We start from the raw sequence: 13605 nt of genomic DNA, 5'->3' as shown, positions 1-13605 counted from the left end.
CGATGGCAAGCCCGATACTTCTGGCCCAAGGAGTCCGCGATGGACCAGTCGACCACCAACCGCCACACCAGCGCCCTCACGGTGCTGACCCTGCTGTTCTTCATGTGGGGCCTGATCACCTCGCTCAACGACATTCTCGTGCCGCACCTCAAGGCGGTCTTCACCCTGTCCTACGTCGAGGCCTCGCTGGTGCAGTTCTGCTTCTTCGGCGCCTACTTCATCATGTCCTTCCCTTCCGGGCGGCTGGTGGAGAAGGTCGGTTACAAGAGCGGCATCATCGTTGGCCTGGCCACTGCCGGCGTCGGCTGCCTGCTCTTCTACCCCGCGGCCGGCGCGCAGTCCTACCCGTTCTTCCTCGCCGCACTGTTCATCCTCGCCTCCGGCATTACCCTGCTGCAGGTCGCGGCCAACCCCTACGTGAACGTGCTCGGGCCGGCGGCCACCGCTGCCAGCCGGCTGAACCTGACCCAGGCCTTCAACTCCCTGGGCACCACGGTCGGCCCACTGGTCGGCTCGGTGACCATCCTCGCCATCGGCGCCGGTGCCGCCTCGCAGATCGGCAGCTCCGCCGCCAGCGAAGCGGACTCGGTGAAGACGCCCTACCTGGTGCTGGCCGGCCTGCTGTTCGCCATTGCGGTGCTGATCGCCCTGTTCCGCCTGCCTAAGATCCACCACGGCGAGCCCACCGACGGCGTGGCTGGGCGTCAGTCGATCCTTGCCCACCGCCACCTGGTGTTCGGGGTCATCGCGATCTTCTGCTATGTCGGTGCCGAGGTGTCCATCGGCAGCTACCTGGTCAGCCTGATGGGCCAGCCGGACATCGCCGGGCTGCCCGCCGACCAAGCCGGCAAGTACCTGTCGTTCTACTGGGGCGGCGCCATGGTCGGCCGCTTCATCGGCAGTGCGCTGATGCGTTCCATTGCGCCGAACCGCCTGCTGGCCTTCAACGCCGTGGCGATCGCGGTGCTGATCGGCATCGCGCTGAGTGTCGGCGGGCATGTGGCGATGTGGGCGCTGATCCTGATCGGCCTGTTCAACTCGATCATGTTCCCGACCATCTTCTCCCTTGCCCTGGAAGGCCTGGGTAACCTCACCAGCAAAGGCTCCGGCCTGCTCTGCATGGCCATCGTCGGCGGCGCCGTGATGCCGCTGGTGCAGGCCTTCTTTGCCGACCGCATAGGCCTGCTGCCCTCCTTCGCCGTGCCGCTGGTGTGCTACCTGTACATCGTCTGGTTCGGCGCACGCGGATACCGCGCAGACCACCCCTCCACGGCTCCCGCTGGCAACGCCTGACGCCGTGTCTTGACGGGGCGCGGTACCTGCGCCCCTATCACCTGATTCCTACAGCACTTTCGGCCTGCTCGCCCTAGCTGGCGTCAGGCTGCTCCCGAAGACTTCCTTCCTTTTCCCTGCATCCGGCCATGGCCAGGGTGTCGGGCATCACTCTCCCAGGAAGGAGCCCACCCCATGGCTTATCCCCTCTCGCTGTTCGTCAACGGCCAGACCCGGCAGCTCACCGTGGCAGCCGATACGCCCTTGCTGTACGTCCTGCGCAATGACCTGCAACTCAACGGCCCCAAGTTCGGCTGCGGCCTGGGCGAGTGCGGCGCCTGCACTGTCCACCTCGATGGCATCGCCACCCGAGCCTGCATCACGCCGGTCTCCGCGGCCCAGGGGCGCCAGGTCACTACACTGGAAGGCCTCGGCACGCTGGATGCCCTGCACCCGGTGCAACAGGCCTTCATCGACGAGCAGGCCGCGCAGTGCGGGTACTGCACCAACGGCATGGTGATGACCAGCGCGGCCCTGCTCACCCGCAATCCCACCCCGAGCGATGACGAGATTCGCCGGGAGCTGGCCTACAACCTGTGCCGCTGCGGTGCGCATGTGCAGATCCTGGCTGCGGTGCGGCGGGCGGCCGGCAGGAGCGATCAGCGCGGCAACGGCGACCAGGAGACCCCGGCATGAGCCTGCTCGGCCGCCGCCACTTCCTCAAGGCCAGCGCCGCGCTGCTGGTCAGCGTGCAATTGCCGCGTCCGTTGATGGCGCTGGGCGCCGATAGCGCCCTGCACCTCGATCAGGTCGACAGCTTCATCGCCATCGCCGGCAACGGCACCATCACCGCCGCCTGTGGCCACGTCGACCTCGGCACCGGTATCCGCACCGCGCTGACGCAGATAGTCGCCGAGGAACTGAACGTCGACCTCAAGCAGATCACCCTGTTGCTCGGCGACACCCGCTTCACCCCCGACCAGGGCCCAACCATCGCCAGCTCCAGCATCCAGGTCAGCGCCATTCCGCTGCGCCGTGCCGCGGCCGAGGCGCGGGAGTTTCTGATGCGGCGCGCCGCGCAACATCTCCGCAGCAACATCCGTCAACTCGACTGCGCAGACGGGGAAATCTTCGTCAAAGGCAAGCCGGCCCGCCGCATCGGCTACGGCGAACTGCTGCGTGGCGAACGCTTCGAACTGAAGATCGATGCTGGCGCGCCGCTCAAACCGCACAGTGAGTACCGGGTGGTCGGCCACTCGGTGCCGCGCCTCGACATCCCGGCCAAGGTCACCGGCGGGCTGACCTACGTACACGACATGCGCCTGCCGGGAATGCTCCACGGCCGCGTGGTGCGTCCGCCCTACACCGGCGCCGACGTCAACGCGCCCCTGGGCCGGAGTCGGCTGGAAGTCGACGAATCATCGGTATCCCAGCTGCCCGGCTTTGTCCGTCTGGTGGTGATCGGTGATTTCATCGGCGTGGTGGCCGAACGCGAGGAGCAGGCGATCCGCATCGCTCGGGCGCTGAAGGTGCGCTGGAAGAGCTGGAGCGACCTGCCGCCGCTGGGCCTCGACGACCTGGAAGCAACCCTGCGCGCCCACCCCAAGCAACCGCGCATGCTGCAGGACGACCAGCAGATGGACGCCGTACTCCGGCAGATCGACCGTCCGCTGCAGCGCACCTACGTCTGGCCCTACCAGCAGCATGCTTCCATCGGCCCGTCCTGTGCGTTGGCGAACCTCGAGGACGGCGTGATGAAGGTCTGGTCCGGCAGCCAGAATCCCCACGACCTGCGCGCCGACCTGATAACGCTGCTGGGCATGCAACCCGAGCAGGTCGAAGTCATCAGGATGGAAGCCTCCGGCTGCTACGGGCGCAACTGCGCCGATGACGTGTCCGCCGACGCCGCCCTGCTCGCCCTGGCTGTCGGCCGCCCGGTGCGTGTGCAATTGATGCGCGAACAGGAACACGGCTGGGAACCCAAGGGCTCGGCGCAGCTGATCGAAGTCCGTGGCGGGCTGGACAAGGACGGCAACGTGGCCGCCTACGACTTCGCCACCTGCTACCCCTCCAACAACGGCATCAACCTCGCGCTGCTGCTCACCTCGAAGGTGGATGCCAAGCCCCAGGTGACGCGGATGGGCGACCGCACCGCCGTGCCGCAGTACGCCTACCCGCACATGCGCGTGGTCTGCAACGACGCCGCGCCCATTGTCCGGGCGTCGTGGATGCGCGGGGTGTCGGCATTGCCCAACGTCTTCGCTCACGAGTCCTACATCGACGAACTGGCGCAAATGGCCGGCGCCGACCCCATCGAGTTCCGCCTACGCTACCTGCACGACGAGCGCGCGGTTGCGCTGATCAACGCACTGGCCAGCTCCGCCCACTGGCAGCCACGTCCCGCCCCCAACCCTCAAGCTCGCCAGGGCAACCTGCTGGTCGGCCGCGGCTTCGCCTATGCGCGCTATTTCCATAGCGACTTCCCGGGGTTCGGTTCGGCCTGGGCCGCCTGGATAGTCGATGTCGAGGTCGAGCCGCACACCGGCGCCGTCCGTGTAACCGATGTCCACGTAGCGCAGGATTGCGGGCAGATGGTCAACCCCGACGGCGTGCGCCATCAGGTCCACGGCAACGTGATCCACGCCACCAGCCGAGCCCTGATGGAGTACTCGACCTTCGACCGCAGTGGTGTCACCAGTCTTGAATGGGGCGGATATCCGATCCTCGGGTTCCTGCAAGTGCCGAAAATCACCGCGCTGCTGCTCGACCGTCCCGGCACCCCGCCGCTGGGGGCCGGCGAGTCCACTTCGGTGCCCAGCGCCGCCGCTATCGCCAATGCCCTGTACGACGCCACCGGCGTGCGCCTCACTCGTCCACCGTTCACGCCCGAGCGGGTTCGCGCCGCGCTGCAGGAGAAGCGACCGTCATGAAAAAGACTTCACTGGTCGCCATCGGCGCGCTGGCTGCACTTGCCGTGGTGGGAATGATCGCCACCGGGCAATCGAGTATCGCGCCGATCGACCCGCCAGCCCCCGAAAGTTTCAGCGCCGAAGCCATCGCCCGTGGCCAGCAGCTGGCCGCGCTGGGCGACTGCGCGGTGTGCCACACCCGCGACGGCGGCGCACCCCTGACGGGTGGCCGCGCCATGGTCACGCCATTCGGCACACTCTACACCTCCAACCTCACACCCGACCGCGATACCGGCATCGGCGCCTGGTCTTTCGAAGCCTTCAAGCGGGCCATGCGCGCGGGTATCTCCCGAGAGGGCGACTACCTCTACCCGGCCTTCCCCTATACAGCGTTCACCCGCATCGCAGACGAAGACCTGCGCGACCTGTACGCCTACCTGATGAGCCGTCCGGCCGTGAAGGCAGATAGGCCGAACAATCGCCTACCCTTCCCCTTTAACCAGCGCCGGATCATGGCGGGCTGGAACTTCCTGTTCTTCGACAAGGGCATCTTCCAGCCGCAAGCGCAGCGCGATGCCGCGTGGAATCGTGGCGCCTATCTGGTGGAAGGGTTGGGTCATTGCAGCGCCTGTCACACGCCACGCAACGCGCTGGGCGCCGAGCGCACGGGTAAGGATCGCTTCGCCGGCGCCACGGTGGACGGCTGGCAGGCTCCTGCGCTCAACGCCAGCAACAAGCCACCCATCCCCTGGAACCAGGCGCTGCTGTACGACTATTTCCGCAACGGCTTCTCGCGCTACCACGGCGCCGCCGCCGGCCCGATGGCGCCGGTTTCGGCGGGGCTGACGCAGCAGTCGGATACGGACCTGCGGGCAATGGCGCGCTACCTCGCGACCTTCCTCCCGGAGCAAGCCGGCAACCTCTCGCCGGAGCAGCGGGCCGTCGAACTGGAGCAGCGGACCTACGGCACGCTGCAGCCCGTCAGTGGCCGCGGTGGACGGATATTCAATGGTGCCTGCATGGCCTGCCACCATGACGGCGACAGCCCGAAGCTCAATGGTGTGCGGCTATCGCTGGCGGTGAGCAACAACCTGCATGCGGCCACGCCGGACAACCTGCTGCAGGTGATCCTGCATGGCATCGGCGATCCCGCACGACCAGAGCTGGGCTACATGCCGGCCTTCGGCAACAGCCTGAGCGATGGGCAGGTAGTCGCACTGACGCGGTACCTGCGCGAGGACTTCGCCGGCCTGCCAGCCTGGCCGGACCTGGAGTTCAAGGTGGCCAAGCTGCGTTGAATCCGGCGCGGGGGAGCGGCGCGACGCCCTCCCCCGATCCGGTCAGGCGCCGAAGCGCTCGACCAACAGGTCGAACATCGCAGCGAAGGCGCGACGCGCGATCTTGGCGTCGTACTGCATCTTGCCCGGGATCTGCGCATGCGGATCGGTAAAGGAATGCGCAGCGCCGCCGTAGCTGGTCAGGGCCCAGTCGACCTGGGCATCGATCATTTCCTTGGCGAACGCGGTCAGTTGCTCACGCGGGACGAACGGGTCGATCGCGCCGTCGAGAACCAGCACCGCCCCCTTGATGTTCTTCGCATCGGCCGGGTTAGGCGTATCCAGGGTGCCGTGGAAGGACACGGCAGCCTCCAGCGGCGCACCGTCGCGGGCCAGCTCCAGCGCGCAGCAGCCGCCGAAGCAAAAGCCGAAGGTCGCCAGCCGGCTGGTATCCAGCGGCGCGTGGCCGGCCTGCTCCAACAGGGTGGCGAGGGAAAGCTGCATGCGCTTGCGCAGCAGCGCACGGTCATTCTTGAGCGGCATCATGGCGGCCGCCGCCTGTTCCGTACCATTTGGGCGGACGTCCTTGCCATAAAGGTCCGCCACCAGCACGACGTAGCCGCGCTCGGCGACCTTGCGGGCGATATCCACGGCGCCCTGGCTGACGCCCATCCAGTTCGGCGCCATCAGCAGGCCGGGACGCGGCGCGTTGCTGGCAGCATCGAATACCAACTGGCCCTCGAAGGACACGCCATCCTGGCTGTAGGCGACTGGTTGCACGCGGATCTGGCTCATTGGGTAATCCCCTTTTCGCTTGTCGGTTGGGTGGAGCGGATAAAGAAAGCACAAAGCCCGCCGAAGCGGGCTTTGTTTTTCAGGCGGCGACTCAGGCAGACAGCTCCACCAGCAGCTTGTTCAGGCGGCGCACGTAGGCGGCCGGGTCCTTCAGGCTGTCCCCCGCGGCCAGGGCGGCCTGGTCGAAGAGGATGTGGGTCAGCTCGCCGAAGCGGTCCTCGTCGGCTTCCGCGTCGAGTTTCTCGATCAGCGGGTGGGACGGGTTGAACTCGAAGATCGGCTTGGCTTCCGGCACCTTCTGCCCGCTGGCCTCGAGGATCTGGCGCATCTGCAGGCCCAGGTCCTGCTCGCCGATGGCGAGGATCGCCGGCGAGTCGGTCAGGCGGTGGGACACGCGCACCTCGGCGACTTCATCGCCCAGCGCGGCTTTCAGGCGCTCGGCCAGGCCTTCCTTCGCCTTGGCGATCTCTTCCTGGGCCTTCTTGTCCTCTTCGGAGTCCAGGCTGCCCAGGTCCAGGTCGCCACGGGCAACGTCGACCAGCTGCTTGCCGTCGAACTCCGGCAGATAGCTCATCAGCCACTCGTCGATGCGGTCGGTGAGCAGCAGCACTTCGATACCTTTCTTGCGGAAGACTTCCAGGTGCGGGCTGTTCTTCACCTGGGCGAAGCTTTCGCCGGTGAGGTAGTAGATCTTGTCCTGGCCTTCCTTCAGGCGACCGATGTAGTCGGCCAGGGACACGCTCTGCTCGCCGCTCTCGTCGCTGGTGGAGGAGAAGCGCAGCAGGCCGGCGATCTTGTCCTTGTTGGCGAAGTCCTCGGCCGGGCCTTCCTTCAGCACCTGGCCGAAGTTCTTCCAGAAGCCCTTGTAGGCCTCGGCGTCGTTGCTCGCCAGCTTCTCCAGCATGTCCAGGGAACGCTTGGTCAGCGCAGACTTCATCGAGTCGACGATGGGGCCGGACTGGAGGATCTCGCGGGAGACGTTCAGCGACAGGTCGTTGGAGTCCACCACGCCCTTGATGAAGCGCAGGTACAGCGGCAGGAACTGGTCGGCCTGGTCCATGATGAACACGCGCTGCACGTACAGTTTCAGGCCGCGCGGAGCCTCGCGGTGGTACAGGTCGAACGGCGCGCGGGCCGGGACGTAGAGCAGCGAGGTGTACTCGAGCTTGCCCTCGACCTTGTTGTGGCTCCAGGTCAGCGGGTTCTCGAAGTCATGGGCGATGTGCTTGTAGAACTCCTGGTATTCCTCGTCCTTCACCTCGGTGCGCGGACGGGTCCAGAGGGCGCTGGCACGGTTGACCACTTCCCACTCGGTCTCGGCCGGGGCTTCTTCGCCGGTCGATTCCTTCGGCAGCTCAATGGGCAGCGCGATATGGTCGGAGTATTTCTTGACGATGTTGCGCAGGCGCCAGCCGTCGGCGAACTCTTCTTCGCCGTCTTTCAGGTGCAGGACGATACGGGTGCCGCGTTCAGCCTTGTCGATGCTCGCCACATCGAACTCGCCCTCGCCTTTCGACGACCAGTGCACGCCCTCGCTGACCGGAGCGCCGGCGCGACGGGTGAATACGTCCACTTTATCGGCGACGATGAAGGCGCTGTAGAAGCCCACGCCGAACTGGCCGATCAGGTGGGAGTCCTTCTTCTGGTCACCCGAGAGATTCTTCAGGAAGTCGGCGGTGCCGGACTTGGCGATGGTGCCCAGGTGCGCGATCACTTCCTCGCGGCTCATACCGATGCCGTTGTCTTCGAGGGTGACGGTCTTGGCGTCCTTGTCGAAGCTCACACGGATTTTCAGCTCGGCGCCGCCTTCGAGCAGCTCCGGCTTGGCCAGGGCCTCGAACCGCAGCTTGTCGGCGGCGTCGGAGGCGTTGGAAATCAGTTCGCGAAGGAAGATTTCCTTGTTCGAATACAGGGAATGAATCATCAGGTGAAGCAGCTGCTTCACTTCGGTCTGGAAGCCCAGTGTTTCTTTTTGAGTCTCCGCGCTCATTGTTTCTCGCTCCGAGGATGACAAATGCCGCGTCATGCGGCCACTGTCAGCGAGATGGGGGCTTCCCGAACCAATTCAAGGGGTTGGCGAAAAATCACCGCCACATCGTCGGCCAAGGCGGTGGCAGAGCGCCGGCGGGTGGTCAGTGCGCCGGCAGCTCGATATCGGTGATTTCGCTGGGGCGCAGCGTGTAGCTGGCCTCGCCCGGACCCTCGATGACCCGACGAATGACGACACGACCATCGGCATTCAGTCCGACGAAGACACCCTCGGCCGTACGCCCGCGCTCGGTGGTCACGCGCATGCTGCGGTTGACGTAGCGCTGGGGAGCGGCCAGCAGGCGCTCCACGGACAGGCGGCCGCTTTCCGTCGCCGCCGGTGCCGAGGTGCTGACCGTGGCAGCAGCAGGAGCCTGTACTGGGGCGGTGGAGACGCTTGCCGCCTTCAATCGCGGATAGTGGTCGCCGCTCACACCCCAGCCGCGCGTCGGGTTCTTCTCCAGCTTAACCTGCAGGTCCTGCGTCTCGCCGTCCGTCTCTACGGTCAACTGGACCTCCTGCGACGCCCGCTGGGTATCCAGGGTCGGCAGGCGGGTAATGGCGACGTCACGTCGAGAGAAGCGGCGCTGCAGGTAGTCCTGCAGCACAAAACGCAGGGTGTCGCGGGAGTCGAAGTGGGTATCCACCTCGCCCTCGCGGTAACGCAGTCGGTCGGTGAAGACTTCGATACTGCCCGACAACGTGGTCTGCATCTCCGCTGGCAGCACCAGGTGGAAAACGCCTTCCATGCGGTTGGGAGCCTTGGGCGTCAGGTCCAGGTGCAGGCTGTAGCCACGCTGCAGGCGCACCGCCTCGGGCAGGTCCTGGCCTGGCGCGAGCCAACTGACTTCGATTTCCGGCAGGCGGCCCTTGTCGTCGGGCAACACGTCGAGCCGGACCGGGCCGTTGACCGGCGCGACCAGGCGCACCTGGACCTCTCGATGCGCATAGAAATCCTGCCCTTCACGCAGGCTGAGCACGCCATCGATGAACTCGGCCTGCTCGGGCACGAACGGCTTGCCGTTCAGTTCGCCACGCAGGTCGATGGCCAGTTCAGGCTGTACGACCGGTTCGGGCTTGAGCCATTCGAAGCGAAGAATGGCTTCCAGACGCGCGCTGTCCTGGCTGGCCAGCAGGGTCAGGCCGACCACCAGCGGAATGCAGCCCAGCCCACCGAGGGAGACGGCATTGCGCGCGTGGCGCCAGTGAATCAGGACGAACAGCAGCGCCAGCGGCGGCAGCAGGCTGGCGACGCCCCAGAACAGACTGCGCTCGAAGGCGCGGGCGATGAGCCAGACGTACCCGGCGAGGATCAGCAGCAGGCCGAGCAGGATCAGCAGGGTGCCCATTCAGGCGCCGTCGACCTTGAAGTGCGCGCGCGCAGTGGCGATGGGCTCGGTGCGGGTGGTCTGCCAGGCGGTGATGGCGACGTTGGCCACGCGCCGGCCCTGGCGCCAGACCTGGCATTGCGCGTAGGTGTCGCGGAAATGCCCGGCGCGCAAGTAGTCGATGGAAAAGTCGATGATCTTGGGCATGTGCGGGATGCCCATGAACATCAGCAGGTGCAGCAGGGCCGATTGTTCCATGAAGCCGGCGATCACGCCGCCATGCAGGGCCGGCAGCGTCGGGTTGCCGATGTTGTCCGGGTTGGCCGGCAGGTGGAAGATCGCGTCGTCGCCCAGGCGCAGGCAGCGGATGCCCAGCAGCCGGGCGTAGGGAATCATGTCCAGCAGCGGGTCGTAGTTCTTGCTCTCGTGCGCCGCGCGCACCATCGCCTCGATATTCACCGTGCTCATCCCTGGCCTCCCTCGACATCACGCTTCACGGCGCCGGCGGAAACCGACTTGCCCATGCGCATGAAGGTGCCGACCACGTGGGCGATGGGCTCGGAAGGGTCGTCCTGGTAGGCGTAGCCCCGAGTGAAGATGATATTCGGGGTGACCCGGTAGCACTCGGCAAATCCGTAGACGTCCTTGTGCGGCTGCGCGGGGTGCATGTAGTCGATGCGCAGGTCCAGGGTCGGGCATATCTCGAACTGCGGCAGCACGCAGACGGTGGAGATGCCGCAGGTGGTGTCCATCAGCGTGGTGATGGCGCCGCCGTGGATCACGCCGGTTTCCGGGTTGCCGACGATGGCCTCGCTGTAGGGAAGCCGCAGGGTCAGGCCGGAAGCATCTGCCGCGTGTGCGCTGATGCCCAGCAACTGGCAGTGGCGCAGCGCCGACAGGAAGCGCTGGGCGCGCTCAAGAAGTGGGTTTTCGGACATGGGAGGGGTGACCGATTGACTGCACGGGGCCGCATGATACCCCGTGCGTTGGCACTCCTGCAGTGATGGATTACAGGGCCTTCGGAATATTCGTTGAACTAATTCACACAACCCCTGCTCAAAGGGCTAACACCAGGAAAGCCGCACATGGAGGCTCCGCATGAAAAAAACCCTTCCCTTCGCTCTGCTGATCGTTGCCGGTCTCGGCCTTGCCGCCTGCGACAAGAAAGAAGAGCCGAAAGCGCCTGCCGCGCCCGCCGCCACCGAGCAGCCGGCCACTCCGGCGCCGACCACCCCGCCGGCACCCGAAGCCGCCCCGGCTACTCCGGCTGCCCCGGCCACCGCGCCGCAGGAACCCGCTGGCGAGCAGAAGCAGCAGTAACAGCGCCTCTACCGCACAGAACAAGGCCCGCATATTGCGGGCCTTGTCGTTTCTGTCGTTTGCCGGTCAACCGCTGGGGGGAATGTCGTTGTCCCGCGGCGCGTCGCCCTGCAGCGTCGGCGTATAGACCATCACGTGGAGCACGCTGGAGTGGAATTCGCGCTGGTACAGCACGCCCACCACCCCAGCCGTCACCAGCATGAATATCCACGGGTTGATGAACCAGGCGAGCATGGCCAGGGCGAAATAATAGGTCCGCAGGCCCTGGTTGAACTGGTGAGCCGCTAGCGACACCACGCGCGCTGCGCGCTCGGCAAAGGACTTGCGCTCCAGCTCGCCGACGTTGCGTTCCCCCACCATGGGCGCGGAGCCGATCAGCACCGCCGCGAAGTTGTATTGGCGCATGCACCAGCTGAAGGTGAAGAAGGCATAGACGAAGACCACCGCCAGGCACAGCAGCTTGAGCTCCGACAGCCCACGGGTCGGCGCCGTGACGAAAGGCAGGTCGGCCAGCACGGAGATCGTGCGCTCGGCGGAGCCCAGCAGGGTGAGGATGCCGGCCAGGATGATCAGGGTGCTGGATGCGAAGAACGAGGCGTTGCGCTCCAGGTTGCCGATCACGCTGGCGTCCGCCACGCGGTTGTCACGCAGCAATACGCGGCGCATCCAGTCCTGGCGGTAGAGGTGCAGCACACTGGCCAGGCACGCGGTGTCGCGGGCCTTGGTCTTGGCGTAGCGGGTATAGCCAATCCAGCAGAAGAGGAACCAGAGCATGGCAATCAGGTTCCAGAAATACTGGATGTCGAACAGGTCGACGACGTCGGTCATGGATTTCCTTGCGATTCGAGACGGGATGAAGTCAGTACGCAGCCGATAGACGCCAGATCCTACCCTCAAGACACGATTTCCGCTTCCCAGGGCAACGCCCTCCTCCGCTGCGCCCCGCCATCGACATTGCCTGCCCAGGGACCCGATCAGATCGGAAGAATTTCTGAATAAAAAGCCAATATTGACGTACCCGTCATTTTTGTTAGATTCCGCCTCACCCGGATCAGCAAGAATCCGGGCCCACTTCTGGCTGCGGATCTCCCAATGCATAACAACAATGAGCTCCTCCCCGAATCGGTCGACGTTCTGGTGATCGGCAATGGTCCGGTCGGCGCGACGCTGGCTGCTTTGCTCGGCCGCTATGGCGTAGACGCCTTGGTGATCGACAAGGACCACGACATCCTTCCCATGCCGCGCGCCATCGCCCTGGACAACGAAGCGCTGCGTATCCTCCAGCTCGCCGGGCTGGAGGAAGACGCGTTCGAAACCGTGGTCATCCCCCAGGTGAAGATGCACTGCCCCATTGTCGGCCAGTTCGGCCAGGCCAACACCAGCGGCCGCATCGATGGCCATCACAAGCTGGTGACCTTCTATCAACCGGACCTGGAGCAGGCGATGCGGCGGCAGGCGCAGCACTACGGGAACCTGCGCTGTCGGGGAGGCCTGGAGCTGCAGGAGTTCGCCCAGGACGGCACCGGTGTCAGCGCCACTCTGGTCGACGAAGCCGGCGTGCAGCATCACGTACGTTGCCGCTATCTGGTCGGCGCGGACGGTGCTAGTTCGAGGGTGCGCGGGCTGATCGGCCAGGAGTTCAACGGCCAGAGCTATTCCGAGGACTGGCTGATCGTCGACGCCGGAGCGCGTCAGGGAAAGGCCATCGACCACGTCGAGTTCCTCTGCGACCATCGCCGCCCGACACCGCACATGCCCGCCCCCGGCGGCCGCGAGCGCTGGGAATTCATGCTGCGACCCGGTGAAACCCGCGACGAGATGGAAGACCAGGAGCGCATCCGCGCCCTGCTGGCGCCCTGGATCGCGCCGCAGCAACTGAACATCGAGCGCAAGGCGGTCTACCGCTTCCACGCCCGCTGCTGCGAGCGCTTCCAGCAGGGCCGGGTATTCCTCGTCGGCGACGCCGCGCACATCACTCCGCCCTTCGTCGGACAAGGCCTGGTGGCCGGTTTGCGCGACGTGGCCAACCTCGCTTGGAAGCTCTCCTGGGTACTACAGGAACGCGCGACGCCGCGAATACTCGACAGCTACGACCAGGAGCGCCAGCCCCACGCACGGGAGATGATCGACCTGGCCAAGCTCATGGGCCGCCTGGTGATGCCCGGCAACGCCCTGGCGGCTGCGCTGATCCATGGTCTGATGAAGACGCTGCGACTGATCCCGGCGGCGCGGCGGCATTTCGAGGAGCTGGACATCAAGCCCAAGCACCGTTTCCGCCGCGGCCTGTTCGTGCGCAGCCCGCGGCGTGCCCGGCTGGTCAGCGGCGGGCTGTTCCCCCAGGCCTGGGTGCGCAGCGCCGGGCGCATCTGTCTGAGCGACCAGTTACTGGGCGACCGCCTGCAACTGGTCGGCCTGGGCACCGACCCGCGCCACTGGCTCGACACTGCGCAACAGCAGCAATGGCTGGAGCTGGGCGGCAGCTTCCTGCAGATCGGCCATGCCCGCGACGACAGCCGCGCGGACCTCGCCGAAACCCTCGACGGCTCATTGCTCGCGCCCTGGCCCGACCCGGCGTTGGCCGTGGTGCGCCCGGACCGCATCATCATGCACCAGGGCCGACCCGAGCAGGCCGCCGACCTGCTGCGCCACTGCCAGGCACTACTGCGGGCATGAGCG

General features: G+C 66.0%; 12 protein-coding genes. 6 read left to right on the top strand and 6 right to left on the bottom strand.

The features are described from left to right. Positions 1 to 39 precede the first annotated feature (39 nt). From IB274_RS21510 to IB274_RS21495, 4 genes are all read left to right on the top strand, one after another. The gene (locus IB274_RS21510) at positions 40 to 1293 is read left to right on the top strand and encodes a sugar MFS transporter (RefSeq protein WP_192434603.1); all 1254 of its coding nucleotides are present in this window, start codon (positions 40 to 42) and stop codon (positions 1291 to 1293) included. 174 nt (positions 1294 to 1467) lie between these two features. Continuing rightward, on the top strand, positions 1468 to 1968 hold the full coding sequence (locus IB274_RS21505) for a (2Fe-2S)-binding protein (RefSeq protein ID WP_192434601.1): 501 nt from the start codon (positions 1468 to 1470) through the stop codon (positions 1966 to 1968). Beyond that, a complete protein-coding gene (locus IB274_RS21500) occupies positions 1965 to 4202 on the top strand; it encodes a xanthine dehydrogenase family protein molybdopterin-binding subunit (protein WP_192434599.1) in 2238 nt (745 codons plus the stop codon). Before IB274_RS21505 ends, IB274_RS21500 begins: the two co-directional genes overlap by 4 nt. Continuing rightward, positions 4199 to 5479 carry a cytochrome c gene (locus IB274_RS21495; RefSeq protein ID WP_192434597.1) on the top strand — a complete coding sequence of 427 codons (1281 nt, stop codon included), beginning with the start codon at positions 4199 to 4201 and terminating at the stop codon, positions 5477 to 5479. The genes IB274_RS21500 and IB274_RS21495 overlap by 4 nt, the downstream gene beginning before the upstream one ends. A gap of 42 nt (positions 5480 to 5521) precedes the next feature. Here IB274_RS21495 and IB274_RS21490 read toward each other — a convergent pair whose 3' ends face one another. The 5 genes from IB274_RS21490 to IB274_RS21470 all read right to left on the bottom strand — a co-directional run bounded on the left by IB274_RS21490 (position 5522) and on the right by IB274_RS21470 (position 10547). Then, positions 5522 to 6253, bottom strand: coding sequence for a dienelactone hydrolase family protein (locus IB274_RS21490; RefSeq protein ID WP_192434595.1), 732 nt, complete (start codon positions 6251 to 6253; stop codon positions 5522 to 5524). A 91-nt stretch (positions 6254 to 6344) separates the two neighbouring features. Next, the gene (htpG, locus tag IB274_RS21485; protein WP_192434593.1) at positions 6345 to 8243 is read right to left on the bottom strand and encodes a molecular chaperone HtpG; all 1899 of its coding nucleotides are present in this window, start codon (positions 8241 to 8243) and stop codon (positions 6345 to 6347) included. 142 nt (positions 8244 to 8385) lie between these two features. Then, positions 8386 to 9630, bottom strand: coding sequence for an MFS transporter (locus IB274_RS21480; RefSeq protein ID WP_192434591.1), 1245 nt, complete (start codon positions 9628 to 9630; stop codon positions 8386 to 8388). Further along, positions 9631 to 10077 (bottom strand): PaaI family thioesterase, encoded by a 447-nt coding sequence (locus IB274_RS21475; RefSeq protein WP_138216605.1) that lies wholly within the window; start codon positions 10075 to 10077, stop codon positions 9631 to 9633. It lies immediately after the preceding gene. Continuing rightward, a complete protein-coding gene (locus IB274_RS21470; protein ID WP_192434589.1) occupies positions 10074 to 10547 on the bottom strand; it encodes a PaaI family thioesterase in 474 nt (157 codons plus the stop codon). Before IB274_RS21470 ends, IB274_RS21475 begins: the two co-directional genes overlap by 4 nt. Before the next feature lie 160 nt (positions 10548 to 10707). Between IB274_RS21470 and IB274_RS21465 the strand changes: the two genes are divergently transcribed. Then, positions 10708 to 10929: a hypothetical protein gene (locus tag IB274_RS21465; protein WP_045207983.1), complete on the top strand. Its 222-nt coding sequence runs from the start codon at positions 10708 to 10710 to the stop codon at positions 10927 to 10929. A 66-nt stretch (positions 10930 to 10995) separates the two neighbouring features. Here IB274_RS21465 and IB274_RS21460 read toward each other — a convergent pair whose 3' ends face one another. Then, on the bottom strand, positions 10996 to 11757 hold the full coding sequence (locus IB274_RS21460; RefSeq protein WP_192434587.1) for a DUF599 domain-containing protein: 762 nt from the start codon (positions 11755 to 11757) through the stop codon (positions 10996 to 10998). 264 nt (positions 11758 to 12021) lie between these two features. On the opposite strand from IB274_RS21460, the gene IB274_RS21455 reads away from it, so the two are divergent. Then, the gene (locus IB274_RS21455; protein ID WP_192434585.1) at positions 12022 to 13602 is read left to right on the top strand and encodes a bifunctional 3-(3-hydroxy-phenyl)propionate/3-hydroxycinnamic acid hydroxylase; all 1581 of its coding nucleotides are present in this window, start codon (positions 12022 to 12024) and stop codon (positions 13600 to 13602) included. The last annotated feature ends 3 nt before the right edge of the window (positions 13603 to 13605 follow it).

The organism is Pseudomonas sp. PDM18 (assembly GCF_014852585.1).
GTDB lineage: Bacteria > Pseudomonadota > Gammaproteobacteria > Pseudomonadales > Pseudomonadaceae > Pseudomonas.
Note: the sequence above shows the minus strand (reverse complement) of the source record. Positions and strands in the feature narration are given on the sequence as shown.

Excerpts from the sequence above, each read along its gene's own strand:
- htpG (WP_192434593.1), bottom strand. The coding sequence starts at position 8,243 with ATGAGCGCGGAGACTCAAAAAGAAACACTGGGCTTCCAGACCGAAGTG.
- IB274_RS21465 (WP_045207983.1), top strand. The coding sequence starts at position 10,708 with ATGAAAAAAACCCTTCCCTTCGCTCTGCTGATCGTTGCCGGTCTCGGC.
- IB274_RS21505 (WP_192434601.1), top strand. The coding sequence starts at position 1,468 with ATGGCTTATCCCCTCTCGCTGTTCGTCAACGGCCAGACCCGGCAGCTC.
- IB274_RS21480 (WP_192434591.1), bottom strand. The coding sequence starts at position 9,630 with ATGGGCACCCTGCTGATCCTGCTCGGCCTGCTGCTGATCCTCGCCGGG.
- IB274_RS21470 (WP_192434589.1), bottom strand. The coding sequence starts at position 10,547 with ATGTCCGAAAACCCACTTCTTGAGCGCGCCCAGCGCTTCCTGTCGGCG.
- IB274_RS21490 (WP_192434595.1), bottom strand. The coding sequence starts at position 6,253 with ATGAGCCAGATCCGCGTGCAACCAGTCGCCTACAGCCAGGATGGCGTG.
- IB274_RS21510 (WP_192434603.1), top strand. The coding sequence starts at position 40 with ATGGACCAGTCGACCACCAACCGCCACACCAGCGCCCTCACGGTGCTG.
- IB274_RS21455 (WP_192434585.1), top strand. The coding sequence starts at position 12,022 with ATGCATAACAACAATGAGCTCCTCCCCGAATCGGTCGACGTTCTGGTG.
- IB274_RS21495 (WP_192434597.1), top strand. The coding sequence starts at position 4,199 with ATGAAAAAGACTTCACTGGTCGCCATCGGCGCGCTGGCTGCACTTGCC.
- IB274_RS21475 (WP_138216605.1), bottom strand. The coding sequence starts at position 10,077 with ATGAGCACGGTGAATATCGAGGCGATGGTGCGCGCGGCGCACGAGAGC.
- IB274_RS21500 (WP_192434599.1), top strand. The coding sequence starts at position 1,965 with ATGAGCCTGCTCGGCCGCCGCCACTTCCTCAAGGCCAGCGCCGCGCTG.
- IB274_RS21460 (WP_192434587.1), bottom strand. The coding sequence starts at position 11,757 with ATGACCGACGTCGTCGACCTGTTCGACATCCAGTATTTCTGGAACCTG.